The 12,910-nt window shown below is 41.0% G+C and carries 11 protein-coding genes; 9 read left to right on the top strand and 2 right to left on the bottom strand.

Going from position 1 to position 12,910, the window contains the following annotated elements; all coding sequences use genetic code 11:
* Window positions 1-23 precede the first annotated feature (23 nt).
* The 4 genes from phoU to VOI46_RS14890 all read left to right on the top strand — a co-directional run bounded on the left by phoU (window position 24) and on the right by VOI46_RS14890 (window position 3,865).
* Window positions 24-725: a phosphate signaling complex protein PhoU gene (gene phoU, locus VOI46_RS14905; protein WP_004587621.1), complete on the top strand. Its 702-nt coding sequence runs from the start codon at window positions 24-26 to the stop codon at window positions 723-725.
* A 150-nt stretch (window positions 726-875) separates the two neighbouring features.
* The gene (locus tag VOI46_RS14900) at window positions 876-1,553 is read left to right on the top strand and encodes a TIGR00153 family protein (protein WP_004587620.1); all 678 of its coding nucleotides are present in this window, start codon (window positions 876-878) and stop codon (window positions 1,551-1,553) included.
* A gap of 40 nt (window positions 1,554-1,593) precedes the next feature.
* Window positions 1,594-2,862, top strand: a complete 1,269-nt coding sequence (locus VOI46_RS14895; RefSeq protein ID WP_004587619.1) for an inorganic phosphate transporter — start codon at window positions 1,594-1,596, stop codon at window positions 2,860-2,862.
* Between the two features lie 82 nt (window positions 2,863-2,944).
* On the top strand, window positions 2,945-3,865 hold the full coding sequence (locus VOI46_RS14890) for a hydrogen peroxide-inducible genes activator (RefSeq protein ID WP_004587618.1): 921 nt from the start codon (window positions 2,945-2,947) through the stop codon (window positions 3,863-3,865).
* A 119-nt stretch (window positions 3,866-3,984) separates the two neighbouring features.
* On the opposite strand, the gene VOI46_RS14885 is transcribed toward VOI46_RS14890, so the two are convergent.
* Together VOI46_RS14885 and VOI46_RS14880 are read right to left on the bottom strand one after the other, a co-directional pair.
* Entirely contained in the window at window positions 3,985-4,197 is a 213-nt protein-coding gene (locus VOI46_RS14885) for a hypothetical protein (RefSeq protein ID WP_004587617.1), read from the bottom strand.
* A gap of 187 nt (window positions 4,198-4,384) precedes the next feature.
* Window positions 4,385-6,916, bottom strand: coding sequence for an EAL domain-containing protein (locus VOI46_RS14880; protein ID WP_004587616.1), 2,532 nt, complete (start codon window positions 6,914-6,916; stop codon window positions 4,385-4,387).
* A 201-nt stretch (window positions 6,917-7,117) separates the two neighbouring features.
* Here VOI46_RS14880 and queA point away from each other — a divergent pair, with 201 nt between their 5' ends.
* The 5 genes from queA to secF all read left to right on the top strand — a co-directional run bounded on the left by queA (window position 7,118) and on the right by secF (window position 12,646).
* Window positions 7,118-8,149 (top strand): tRNA preQ1(34) S-adenosylmethionine ribosyltransferase-isomerase QueA, encoded by a 1,032-nt coding sequence (gene queA, locus VOI46_RS14875; protein ID WP_004587615.1) that lies wholly within the window; start codon window positions 7,118-7,120, stop codon window positions 8,147-8,149.
* A gap of 175 nt (window positions 8,150-8,324) precedes the next feature.
* Window positions 8,325-9,449: a tRNA guanosine(34) transglycosylase Tgt gene (gene tgt / locus VOI46_RS14870; RefSeq protein ID WP_004587614.1), complete on the top strand. Its 1,125-nt coding sequence runs from the start codon at window positions 8,325-8,327 to the stop codon at window positions 9,447-9,449.
* 25 nt (window positions 9,450-9,474) lie between these two features.
* Window positions 9,475-9,810, top strand: a complete 336-nt coding sequence (yajC, locus tag VOI46_RS14865) for a preprotein translocase subunit YajC (protein ID WP_004587613.1) — start codon at window positions 9,475-9,477, stop codon at window positions 9,808-9,810.
* 19 nt (window positions 9,811-9,829) lie between these two features.
* Window positions 9,830-11,689 carry a protein translocase subunit SecD gene (gene secD / locus VOI46_RS14860; RefSeq protein WP_004587612.1) on the top strand — a complete coding sequence of 620 codons (1,860 nt, stop codon included), beginning with the start codon at window positions 9,830-9,832 and terminating at the stop codon, window positions 11,687-11,689.
* A 9-nt stretch (window positions 11,690-11,698) separates the two neighbouring features.
* Window positions 11,699-12,646, top strand: coding sequence for a protein translocase subunit SecF (gene secF / locus VOI46_RS14855; RefSeq protein ID WP_004587611.1), 948 nt, complete (start codon window positions 11,699-11,701; stop codon window positions 12,644-12,646).
* Window positions 12,647-12,910 lie beyond the last annotated feature (264 nt).

The following is a 12,910-nucleotide window of genomic DNA, read 5'->3' as shown; positions in this document are numbered from 1 at the left end:
AACGAATTTAAGAGAAGGTAATTATGGAACATAATATAAATAAGCATATTTCTGGGCGCTTTAACCAAGAGCTAGAAAATGTTCGTAACCATGTACTTAACATGGGTGGCCTAGTTGAGCAGCAGCTAAGCAGTGCATTAGATGCAGTAAGTCGTAATGATGCTGAACTGGCACAAAAAGTACGCCAGAACGATTACAAAGTAAATGCAATGGAAGTTAGCATTGATGATGAATGTACGCGCATCATTGCTCGTCGTCAGCCTGCTGCGAGCGATTTACGCTTAGTAATTGCCATTGCAAAAACGATTGCCGATTTAGAGCGCATTGGCGATGAAGCAGAGCGCATTGCTAAAGTGGCTTTGGATTCATTTACTAAAGATCAGCAAGATTTATTAGTGAATATTGAAAACATGGGTCGCCAAGTTTTAAAAATGCTACACGATGTACTTGATGCGTTTGCGCGCATGGATGTACAACGCGCCTTTGAAGTACATAAAGAAGATGCAAAAGTTGACCGTGAATATGAAGCAATCACGCGTCAAATTATGACTTACATGATGGAAGATCCACGTTCAATTCCTAAAATTATGGATTTAGTATGGTCTGTACGTTCATTAGAGCGTATTGGCGACCGTTGCCAAAATATTGCGGAATACATTATTTATTTTGTAAACGGCAAAGATATTCGTCATACATCTCAAGAAGATATAGAAAAATCGTTGTAGGTTTTTATCTATCATTCTTTTTTATTAAAGCGGCTTAGTGCCGCTTTATGCATTGTTAGCCATGATGAAATAATAAAAAGCGTTCACAATCGCGGCTAATACTGTAAAATTCGTGCTGCAAAGCATATCAATTTGATTAAAGGGTCAGTTATGCCTACAAACGCGTTTTTAGGAGTATTTGCAAAATCTCCTATCAAACCAATGGAAGAACACATCAAGAAGGTTCATCAAGCAAGTAAAGCCTTGATACCTTTTTTTAATCACGTATTTAAAGAAGAGTGGCAGCAAGCAGAAGAGCTTCGCTTAACTATTCGTAATTTAGAGCGTGAAGCTGATGATATGAAAAGAGATATACGCTTACAATTACCGCGTGGTTTATTCATGCCGGTAGAGCGTACAGATCTGCTCGAACTCGTAACTCAACAAGATAAAATAGCAAATAAGGCTAAAGACATTGCAGGGCGCGTAATTGGCCGTGAAATGACAATTCCTAGCGCTATGCAAGCAGACTTTTTAGCTTATCTAACACGTTGTGTTGATGCGACTAAACAAGCATCAAAAGCAATTAATGAGTTAGAAGAATTGTTAGAAACGGGCTTTAAAGGTCGCGAGGTGACTTTAGTAGAAAAAATGCTCGTAGAATTGGATGCCATAGAACAAGACACGGATGAAATGCAAATTAAAGTACGCCGCCAACTACGCGATGTAGAAAGCGAGCTAAACCCAATTGATGTTATGTTTTTATACAAAATAATTGAATGGGTTGGCGAACTTGCAGATATTGCAGAGCGCGTAGGATCACGTCTTGAGCTGATGCTAGCTCGTTAATTTATAAAAATCAGTTCAAACGAAAGATTAAGGTTACACAATGGATATCATTGCATCTTACGGCACGGTATTAGTTTTAATTGCCGCAGCAGTCGGCTTTTTTATGGCTTATGGTATTGGCGCGAACGACGTTGCTAATGCGATGGGTACTTCGGTAGGTTCAAAAGCGTTAACAATTAAACAAGCAATTATTATTGCTATGATTTTTGAATTTGCTGGTGCTTACTTAGCAGGTGGTGAGGTTACATCAACAATCCGTAAAGGTATTATTGATGCTGCGCCTTTTACTGCTCTCCCTGATTTAATGGTTTTAGGTATGATCTCTGCGCTTTTTGCAGCGGGTGCTTGGCTATTAATTGCCTCATTTTTAGGTTGGCCTGTTTCAACAACTCACTCAATTATTGGTGCAATCATTGGTTTTGCATTAGTTGCAGTGGGTACAGAGGCTATTCAATGGAATAAAGTAGGTGGTATTGTAGGTAGCTGGATTATTACACCTGCTATTTCGGGCTTTATTGCTTACTTAATCTTTATGAGTGCGCAAAAGCTGATTTTTGATACTGATGCACCACTTAAAAACGCAAAACGCTTTGTACCTTTGTACATGGGTTTAGCGGGCTTTATTATGGCGCTAGTAACAATTAAAAAAGGCTTAAAGCATATAGGTATTAACCTAGGCGCTACTGAAGGCTATTTAATTGCGATCGCGATTGCTCTGATTGTGGCTATTATTGGTAAAATTGCGATTTCACGTTTAAATATCGACCCTAAAGCCGATAAACAAATGCAATTTAATAACGTAGAAAAAGTATTTGCGGTATTAATGGTATTAACAGCGTGTTGTATGGCGTTTGCGCATGGCTCAAACGATGTAGCGAATGCAATTGGTCCACTTGCTGCGGTTGTGAACATTGTTGAAAGCAACGGTGAAATTGCTAAAAAAGCGGCTATTGCTTGGTGGATTTTACCACTAGGTGGTTTTGGTATTGTTGCCGGTCTTGCTATTTTAGGTAAAAAGGTAATTAAAACGATAGGTGAAGGTATTACTCACTTAACGCCTAGCCGTGGTTTTGCTGCCGAATTAGCTGCTGCGTCTACCGTTGTTATTGCATCAGGTACAGGTATGCCAATTTCTACTACTCAAACCTTAGTTGGTGCGGTATTAGGTGTAGGTATGGCACGTGGTATTGCTGCACTTAACATGGGTGTTATCAGAAACATTGTAGTTTCTTGGGTAATTACATTGCCAGTTGGCGCTGCCCTTGCTATTGTTATTTTCTACGTACTAAGAACCGCGTTTGGGGTTTAACAAAAAAGTACTCAAAGACTTTTAGCTTGAAAAGATCTCAACGCCCTAGGTGTTGGGGTCTTTTTATTTGTGGAAAGAAAAAATGACCAACCTACCAAGTATTAAACAGCTACAGTATTTATTAGCTGTACATCAGCACCAGCATTTTGGCCGTGCAGCAAGTGCGTGCTTTATTGGGCAATCTACTTTAAGCAGTGCAATTCAAAACCTTGAAGAAACACTCGGTTGTCAGCTAATTGAGCGAGAAAATCGCAGCCTTATGTTTACCAGTATTGGTGAAGAGGTCGTGGAGCGCTCTCGTAAAATTATTAACGATACAATTAGTTTAAAAGAGCTAACCAAAAGCTTTTTAACGCCACTCAGTGGTAAGTTAGTGGTAGGGGTTATACCCACTATCGCCAGCTTTATAGCGGCGCCTTTGTATCACTTTTGTAAGCAAACCTTTTGCGATTTAGAGTTGGTACTTGTTGAAGATACCAGCGACAAGTTATTAGATAAGCTTGAACACGGCCATATTGATTTAGCCTTATTAGCCTTACCGTACCAAACGGAGAAGTTTCATACTCAAGTATTGGCTAAAGATCACTTTAGTTTAGTGCACCATAAAGATTACAGCCCTGCTAAAGGCGTTGAAGACTTTAACTTGCTACCCGATGCTAGTGTGTTTTTATTAGAGCGAGAGCATTGTATGACGGGGCATGCATTGAGTGCGTGTCATCTAAACCGCTCAAGCTGTATTAACCCTTTTGAAGCTGCAAGCTTACATACCTTATTAAGCATGGTAGAGCATCAGTTAGGGGTTACATTTTTACCGCAAATGGCGATTAATGCGGGCATTCTTAAAGATAAAAACATGATAGCAACCCCATCGCAAGGCGATGCCTACAGAGATATAGGCATACTGTGGCGTAAAACCACAGGAAGAATTCGCGACTTTAAGTTATTCAGCCAACAGCTAGAAGTGTTTTTAGCTCGCCAATGTAGCTTAGATTTTGAGAGTTAAGCCTATTTACCTTTAAGGTTAAAATGTAGCAGTAATATGTTGTTTTAGGTAAACAGGGTCTGAGCAGTGTGGTTATTGGCCACTATTAAGCACTCGCGTAGCATAAACAAAACAGCAGCCTACAAGGGCTGCTGTTTGCTATGTGTTTGGCTTTCAAAGGGTTCGAGTTCGGGTAGAAAAAGCAAGTAAATCCAAACCACTACATTAAAATACGGGAGTAGGCCTAAAGTAGCAAATACGCCTACTGGGTAGCCCTTTAGCTGCGCGTACCGGTAGCACTGATACGCAATTACACAATGTATTATGAGAAGTAAAATAATCAACTGCGCCATACCTTCCTCCTTAAACCTGACAAGCTTTAACCTCTATGTAATTGCTAGTCATGTATGCTTATAGGTAATGTCATGTTTTTATTGTTAAATCATCAAAATAACAAGACATTTACTAAGTGGTACGTAAAGTATAGGCAATAAGTGCAATAATGATAGTAATAAAATGCTTAAAACTGTTTAAAAATGTTTAGCTGGCGCTAGTGTGTTGTTGGATAAAAGGTTTCTTCTGGTAAATAATTTTAAGCGTCGATTGTACTTTTTCTACAGGCACAGGACGGGCAATAAAATAGCCTTGTCCGTAGTCCACACCAATCTCTTTTAGTGCAAAAAATATCTCTTCGCTTTCTACGTATTCTGCCACAGAGCGCTTATCAAGGGAGCGGCTTATATCGTTAATGGCCTTAACCAGTGCTAAGTCAATGGGGTCGTTAATCATGTCGCGTACAAACGAGCCATCTATTTTTACATGCTGTGCAGGTAACTGTTTTAAATAGTTAAATGTACTAAACCCTGTCCCAAAATCATCAATAGAAAAATGACAGCCTAAACTGTTAAGTTTTTCTATCATTTTACGGGTGGCTTTTAAATTGTTAACTGAGGCCGACTCGGTGATTTCAAAAATAATACGCGAAGGCGGTACGTGGTATTTTTCTAGGCTCGATTCTATATGTGGCAATAAGCGCTCATCTAAAAACGATTGAGCAGAGAGGTTAATAGCCACTTGGTTTAAATCTGGGTGCTCAGCCACGCTAGCAATGGCATTGCGAATAACACATTGGTCCATTAAAAAGGTGTCGTTTAGCAGCTCAAGAGAGGGAATAAATTGATTAGGGAAAATAAGTTTATCGTCTACTTTTAAACGCAGTAACGCTTCAAAATAAGCCACTTTATTGGCTTTAAAGTCCCATATAGGCTGGTAGTGCAGCTCTACGTTATCTTGCTGAAGTGCTTGTCGAATCTCATGCCCCCACTCAAGCCCGGTTTGCAAGGTGTTATTTTGCGCATCTTCTTTTGAGTAGCAGTGCACTAGGTTACGGCCTAAACTTTTAGCAATATATAAGGCAATATCGGCTTGCTTAAGGCACTCACTCGGGTCGCAATTTTTAGCCGTTATTTGCGTTAAGCCAATAGAGCAGCTGATTGAATACACTTGATCTTCTGATTTAAACTCGTGCTGTTCAATCGCGCTACAAATACTCTCTGCAATTAGGTGAGCGTCAAGCAGCTGCGTATTTTTTAAAATAACAGCAAATTCGTCACCGCCTATTCTACACACTAAATGTTTAGCGCTAATGTTTGCTTCAAATAATTGAGCTACATCTTTTAGTACAATGTCGCCTTGTTGGTGGCCTTTGCTGTCGTTAATTATTTTAAAATGATCTAAATCGATGTAAATAAGTGCGTGCTCTACATCACCATAGGTGTGCTTGGTTTGGCATATTTTATTGAGTTGTTGATCAAAATAATAACGATTATGTAAACCTGTTAGCGTATCGTGCAAGGCTAAGTGGCGCAGCTTTAATTCAGCTTGTTTACGCTCGTGTATGTTGTCGATTGTGGCAGTAATGGTGGCATTATTACGGCTGTTTTTTATTAGCTGTAAGCGGCATTCCACCCAAATCTGATTGCCATTTTTATGATTAAGTTGAATCTCGACTTGCTGTTGGTGCATGCCGCCATTAAGAATATCGTTAATGGTCGTATTTAGTTTTACTTGGCATTCATCAGAGCAATAATCGATTAATGATTTTTGCAAAGACGATTTAACCCCAAAGCCACTTAGTGTTTCCCAAGCAGGATTGATAAAGCGAATTTTACCTTGTTGGTCAAGCTCTAAAACCACCGTATTTAAATGCAGCAAAATACGTTGGTGCGCCGAAAACAGCTCTTTGTAGCGTACTTCGCTAATACTTAACTGCTCAACCTTTTGGGCAAACTCAGCATAACTAACCATAAAGTCTTCACGGCGCGCAGCATGGTCACATACTTTATTTAAAAACGACGGGTCGTATGGCGCTCTTATAAAGTCGGTAACACCGGACAGCAGCAGCTGCTCTGCATAGTCGGCATCGTTATTATCAATAATAGTTACAATGGCTTGTTTAGGGTTATGTTGTAGTATTTCTTCAACTAAAACACTTGAAGTATCTGCGCGCGACGCGGTTGCATCAAGCAGTACAATAGCAAATTGTTGTTGGTTGTAAGCATTTAAAGCACTTTGGCTTGAGGTGACATGGGTAATGGCAAAATTGAGCTTAAGTTGCTCCGCTATTTCATCGGCTTTTTGCGCTATTGGCTCAAGCAAGAGTAAATTAAGGCGGCTGCTTTTTTCTAAATGCGTAGACAGAACATTGGCCAGCACCTGCGGCAGCATATCTTGGTGCTCAAAAGGCAGTACGGCATCTATGCCATAACTACGAGCGGTGGTTTCTGCTATACGCTCACAATAAATAGGGGGAATAAGTAAAATAGGGGTGTTTTTAGGTGTTTTAAGTAAGCCTGAGCGGATCATGCGAGAAAAACGCCAACCATCTATTTTCCCCACGCTTAAGCCCGTAATAATCATGTTTACTGGCTGCTTTTTTAACAGGGTGAGTGCATCTAGGCTATCTGCGGCTTCAATAAATTCAAATACGTTTAAGTACTCTAAAGTGGCGCGTATAGTGCGGCGTTCTTCGCTACTTGCGTTTAGAATGAGCAACTTCAGCTTATCTGCCACTTTTTTATAACCCCAAAACTAAACCATCATTATTAAGGACAGTAAGAATAATGATATTTACCAATAAGAACAAGATTATTTAAAGTAGTTACTCAAATGTATCTAAAATAGGGCGAATCCTCTCAACTGTGGTAGATATCTTGAGCTTAGCCGAGGATAGATATACACTTGGCGCGATTTTAATGATGTGGAATACCGACTATGCGCGTGGCTGACTTTAGCTTTGACTTACCTGATGAATTAATTGCTCGTTTTCCTAAACAAGACAGAACCAGCAGCCGTTTACTAACCCTAGATGGCCCAACTGGCAACGTTGAACATAAAGTGTTTAGCGACCTACTTGATTTAGTAAACGAAGGTGACTTATTAGTATTTAATAATACCCGCGTTATTCCTGCTCGTATGTTTGGCCAAAAAGCCTCTGGCGGTAAAGTCGAAGTACTTGTAGAGCGTGTAGTTGATGAACACCGCGTACTTGCCCATGTAAGAGCAAGTAAGTCGTTAAAGCCTGGTAACGAAGTTATTTTAGAAGGCAAAGCAAAAGCGACAATGATTGCGCGTCACGATACGTTATTTGAGCTTGAATTTGATCGTAGCCAAAATGTACTCGATATTCTAAACGATATTGGCCACATGCCTTTACCTCCTTACATTGACCGCCCAGACACCGAAGCTGACCGCGAGCGTTATCAAACCGTTTATGGCGAAAAGCCCGGTGCAGTAGCAGCGCCTACAGCAGGGCTGCATTTTGACGATAAGCTAATGGCGGCATTAAAGCAAAAAGGCGTAAACATGGCGTTTGTTACGCTACATGTGGGCGCAGGTACGTTTCAGCCGGTGCGTGTAGAAAGCGTAGATGAGCATGTAATGCACTCTGAATATATTGAAGTACCTGATGAGGTGGTTCACGCTGTTGCTAATACAAAAGCTAACGGTGGGCGTGTTATAGCTGTGGGAACTACCTCTGTGCGCTCGCTGGAGTCGGCAGCAAAAGTACACGGCGGTAAATTAGAGAGCTATTTTGGCGATACCGATATTTTTATTTTTCCGGGTTATCAGTTTAATGTAGTTGATGCCATGGTGACTAACTTTCACTTGCCAGAATCAACCCTCATAATGCTAGTAAGTGCCTTTAGCGGCCAAGATAACATTATGGGCGCGTACAACACGGCTATAGAACAAAAGTACCGCTTTTTTAGCTACGGCGATGCGATGTTTTTAACACGTAAATAAACACGTTTTTATCCGGTACCGTTTTTAAAAGCCCAGCTCGCACGCTGGGTTTTTATTTGCCTGCGCTAATACGCAGTGAATTTAGCGCAGCTAATAGTAATAACGGGGCAAAAAGGGTAGAATCGAGCGGTTAAATTATAGCTTGTTGGACTGTTTTTCCGACATTGAGGATGATATGAAATTTGAATTAGACCGCACCGACGGAAAAGCGCGCCGCGGCCGCTTGATTTTTGACCGTGGTGTAATAGAAACGCCTGCATTTATGCCAGTAGGTACTTACGGTACTGTTAAGGGCATGACCCCAGATGAAGTTAAAGCCACAGGGGCACAAATTTGTTTGGGTAACACCTTTCATTTAATGCTACGCCCAGGTACTGAAATCATTAAGCAACACGGTGATTTACACGACTTTATGAATTGGGACTTTCCAATTTTAACCGACTCAGGTGGTTTCCAAGTATTTAGCCTTGGTGCTATGCGTAAAATTACCGAAGAAGGCGTCTTGTTCCAATCGCCGGTAAATGGTGACCAAATTATGATGTCGCCTGAAAAATCAATGGAAGTACAGCGTGATTTAGGCTCAGACATCGTAATGATTTTTGACGAATGTACGCCATACCCTGCCACCGAAAAAGAAGCTAAAGACTCAATGGAGTTATCGCTTCGTTGGGCTAAGCGCTCTAAAGAAGGCCACGGCGATAACCCATCAGCCTTATTTGGTATTATTCAAGGTGGTATGTACCCAGAGTTACGTGCACAATCACAAAAAGGCCTAGAAGAAATTGGCTTTGATGGTTACGCATTAGGCGGCCTATCGGTTGGTGAGCCTAAAAACGAAATGATGAATATTCTTGATCATTGTGCGTACAAAATGCCAGAAGACAAACCGCGCTACTTAATGGGTGTAGGTAAACCTGAAGACTTAGTTGAGTCTGTTCGCCGTGGTATTGATATGTTTGATTGTGTAATGCCTACCCGTAATGCACGTAATGGTCATTTATTTATTACCACAGGTACAATTAAAATTCGTAACGCAGTACATAAAACAGATACTGGCCCACTTGATCCTGAGTGTGATTGCCATACCTGTAAAAATTATTCGCGTGCTTATTTGCATCACCTTGATAAATGTAACGAAATTTTAGGCGCACGACTAAACACAATCCATAACTTACGTTACTATCAACGTGTTATGGAAGGCCTACGCAATGCAATTAGCGAAGGTAAACTAGAAGAATTTGTTAGTGATTTTTATGCTCGCCGTGGCCAAGACGTGCCAGAGCTTGCAGATATAAATTAAAATTTAAAAATATAGAGGAAGTATTATGAGTTTATTTATTTCAAACGCACACGCCGCTGCTGGTCAACCTGCTGCAAGTGGTGGCTGGGAAATGCTAATTATGTTAGCTATTTTCGGTTTAGTTTTTTACTTTTTAATTTACCGCCCACAAGCTAAGCGTGTTAAAGAGCACAAAAGCCTTATGAGCGCGATGGCTAAAGGTGATGAAGTACTTACCCAAGGCGGTTTAGTAGGTAAAATTGTTAAAATTACTGAAGATAAAGATTTCATCGTGATTTCTTTAAATGAGCAAGCTGAAGTAACAGTACAAAAATCGGCAGTATCTGCTGTATTGCCTAAAGGCACAATGAAGTCACTATAAAAATAAAAAGGACATGCCTGTGTTAAACAAGTTTCCAATTTGGAAGTATTTACTTGTTTTAGCTGTGGTAGCCATTGGCCTTTTATATGCTTCTCCAAACTTGTATGGCCGCGATCCGGCCATTCAGGTTTCGGGGGCAAAAGGCGCAGATGTCGATCTCAGTGTAGTAGACAAAGTAAACGCAACCCTCAAACAACATAATGTAACAGCTAAGTCTACCGTGCTTGAAGGCGGCCAAGTATTAGTACGTTTTAAAAATGTTGAAGAACAGCTAAAAGCGCAAGACTTACTGCGTAATTCTCTTAGCGACGATTATATCTCTGCTATTAATATGGCACCTGCGCAACCTGCATGGTTAAAATCATTGGGTGGTAACCCTATGAAGCTAGGTCTTGATTTAAGTGGTGGTGTTCACTTCACCATGGAAATCGACATGGCAACCGCGGTAGATAATCAGCTAGAGCAAATGGAACAAGATTTTCGTAGCGACCTACGCGAAGAAAAACTTCGTTACCGTAGTGTTCGCCGCGTAGCGGGCTCTGAGCGTATGCGTGTAGAAATGCGTACCGAAGAAGATAAAGAGGCGGCTGAACGCTTTTTAGCATCGCGCTACCCACTAAACGTATACATTGATGATAGCAGTAACGATCGCGCATTTTTTGCCACTATGAGTGAGCAAAAGCTTAAAGAAATACGTGACTACGCTATTAAGCAAAACGAAACCATTATTCGTAATCGTATTAACCAAATTGGTGTTGCAGAGCCTAACGTACAGCGCCAAGGTGCTGAGCGCATTATTGTGCAACTACCAGGTGTACAAGATACAGCACGCGCTAAAGAAATTTTAGGTGCAACGGCCACGCTTGAATTTCGTGAAGTAGACGAAAACGCAGACCCAAGTGCTGCTGCTCAAGGACGTATTCCTGCGGGCACAGAAATGATCATGAGCCGTGATGGCTACCCTGTGGTACTTAAAAAACGTGTCATTCTTGAAGGTAGCCATATCACTGGTGCACAATCAGGAAACGACGAATACCAGCGCCCACAAGTAAGCATTACCTTAGATAGCAAAGGCGGGGCAAAAATGAATGCCTTTACCAAGCGTGCAATTGGTAAGCGCATGGCAACGGTATTTATTGAATACAAGCCATCGGGTAAAAAAGATGCTGACGGTAAAGCACTTCCACCTATTAAGGTAGAAGAGGTCATTAACGTTGCGACGATTCAAGCTCGTCTTGACCGCTCATTCCGTATTACAGGTATTGATAACCCAGCCGAAGCCCACAACTTAAGCTTACTATTACGCGCCGGTGCATTAGTAGCGCCAATTCAAATTGTTGAAGAGCGCACAGTAGGCCCAAGCCTAGGTCAAGAAAACATTGAAGCCGGTATGACAGCTGTAGCCCTTGGCTTTGCGTTTGTACTTGCCTTTATGCTTATTTACTACAAAGGGTTTGGTTTAGTTGCCAACATTGCACTAGCAGCTAACTTAGTGCTTATTGTAGGTGTAATGTCGTTAATTCCAGGAGCCACATTAACGCTGCCAGGTATTGCCGGTATTGTATTAACAGTGGGTATGGCGGTTGATGCTAACGTACTTATTTTTGAGCGTATTCGTGAAGAGCTGGCCGATGGCCGCAGCCCTCAACAAGCCGTTCATTTTGGTTACGATAGCGCCTTTAGTACTATTTTTGATGCCAATATTACCACTTTAATTGCTGCGGTTATTTTATTTGCAGTGGGCACTGGCCCTATTGCAGGTTTTGCCGTAACACTGGCAATTGGTATTTTAACTTCAATGTTTACAGCCATAGTTGGTACCCGTGCGGTAATTAACTTATTTATTGGTGGTAAGCGCATTGATAAACTTTCAATTTAAGGAGCGGACATGCAAATTTTAAGTTTGGGTGGTAAAACCCTACGTTTCATGTCACTTCGTAAAGTGGCTATGGGTTTTTCTACGCTATTAATTTTAGCGTCGTTTGCCTCAATTTTTATCAAAGGTTTAAACTTTGGTTTAGATTTTACTGGCGGTACCGCTGTAGAGGTTGGTTTTTCGCAACCTGCAGATTTGAAAAAAGTACGCTCAGTATTAGCTGAAAACGGGTTTGCCGATGCCTCAGTGCAGCTGTTTGGCTCTAGCCAAGATATTTTGGTTCGTTTAGCGCCGCGTGGCAGTGAAGTAAAAGCCGAAGTTATTGGTAACCAAGTTATTACTGCCTTAAAGCAAGCTGATGAGAGCGTAGTAATGCGCCGCATTGAGTTTGTAGGCCCAAGCGTAGGGGAAGACTTAAAAGAGCAGGGTGGCCTTGCCATGTTAACTGCGCTTATTTGTATTTTGATTTACGTGGCATTTCGCTTTGAGTGGCGTTTTGCTGTGGGCGCGGTAGGTGCACTATTACACGATGTAATTATTACAGTAGGTTTGTTTTCTGTATTAGGGTTAGAGTTTGACTTAACTATTTTAGCGGCAATATTGGCGGTAATTGGTTACTCACTTAACGATACTATTGTTGTATCTGACCGTATTCGTGAAAACTTCCGTAAAGTACGCATCGACGACACTATCGAAATTATCGACATGTCGTTAACGCAAACACTTAACCGTACACTTGTAACGTCAATCACCACTATTTTGGTATTGATTGCGCTATTTGTGTGGGGCGGACAAACCATTCACGGCTTTGCTACAGCCCTTTTATTTGGTGTGTTCATTGGTACTTATTCTTCAGTTTATGTTGCAAGCTCGGTAGCTATTACCATGGGTGTAAGTAAAGAAGATTTAATACCAGAGGTAATTGAAAAAGAAGGCGCAGACCTAGACGCATTGCCGTAATAGAGTTAACGCTAAATAAAACCGCTCAATTGAGCGGTTTTTTATTGTGCGCGGTTTTATAGAGCTTGGTTGCCTTTAAGACTAAACGTACACGCCTTTTAGGCTGAACTTAAAGCCTTGAGCCGGTTATATAATTAAACCATTACAATAACGTATGAATAGTTAACAGTATATTAGGCTATAAACTTAGCGCTTAGATTGTACCGCCCCTAAATTGAGCAAATTTAATCCTGAAAGGTCAATAGCACCTAATGCCATAAAATT

This window comes from Pseudoalteromonas sp. CuT4-3 (assembly GCF_035666335.1).
Lineage (GTDB): Bacteria > Pseudomonadota > Gammaproteobacteria > Enterobacterales > Alteromonadaceae > Pseudoalteromonas > Pseudoalteromonas atlantica.
The sequence above is the reverse complement of the archived record's forward strand: the minus strand, read 5'-3'. Positions and strand labels throughout refer to the sequence as shown.

Excerpts from the sequence above, each read along its gene's own strand:
- secF (WP_004587611.1), top strand. The coding sequence starts at position 11,699 with ATGCAAATTTTAAGTTTGGGTGGTAAAACCCTACGTTTCATGTCACTT.
- VOI46_RS14900 (WP_004587620.1), top strand. The coding sequence starts at position 876 with ATGCCTACAAACGCGTTTTTAGGAGTATTTGCAAAATCTCCTATCAAA.
- tgt (WP_004587614.1), top strand. The coding sequence starts at position 8,325 with ATGAAATTTGAATTAGACCGCACCGACGGAAAAGCGCGCCGCGGCCGC.
- VOI46_RS14885 (WP_004587617.1), bottom strand. The coding sequence starts at position 4,197 with ATGGCGCAGTTGATTATTTTACTTCTCATAATACATTGTGTAATTGCG.
- phoU (WP_004587621.1), top strand. The coding sequence starts at position 24 with ATGGAACATAATATAAATAAGCATATTTCTGGGCGCTTTAACCAAGAG.
- yajC (WP_004587613.1), top strand. The coding sequence starts at position 9,475 with ATGAGTTTATTTATTTCAAACGCACACGCCGCTGCTGGTCAACCTGCT.
- queA (WP_004587615.1), top strand. The coding sequence starts at position 7,118 with ATGCGCGTGGCTGACTTTAGCTTTGACTTACCTGATGAATTAATTGCT.
- VOI46_RS14890 (WP_004587618.1), top strand. The coding sequence starts at position 2,945 with ATGACCAACCTACCAAGTATTAAACAGCTACAGTATTTATTAGCTGTA.
- VOI46_RS14895 (WP_004587619.1), top strand. The coding sequence starts at position 1,594 with ATGGATATCATTGCATCTTACGGCACGGTATTAGTTTTAATTGCCGCA.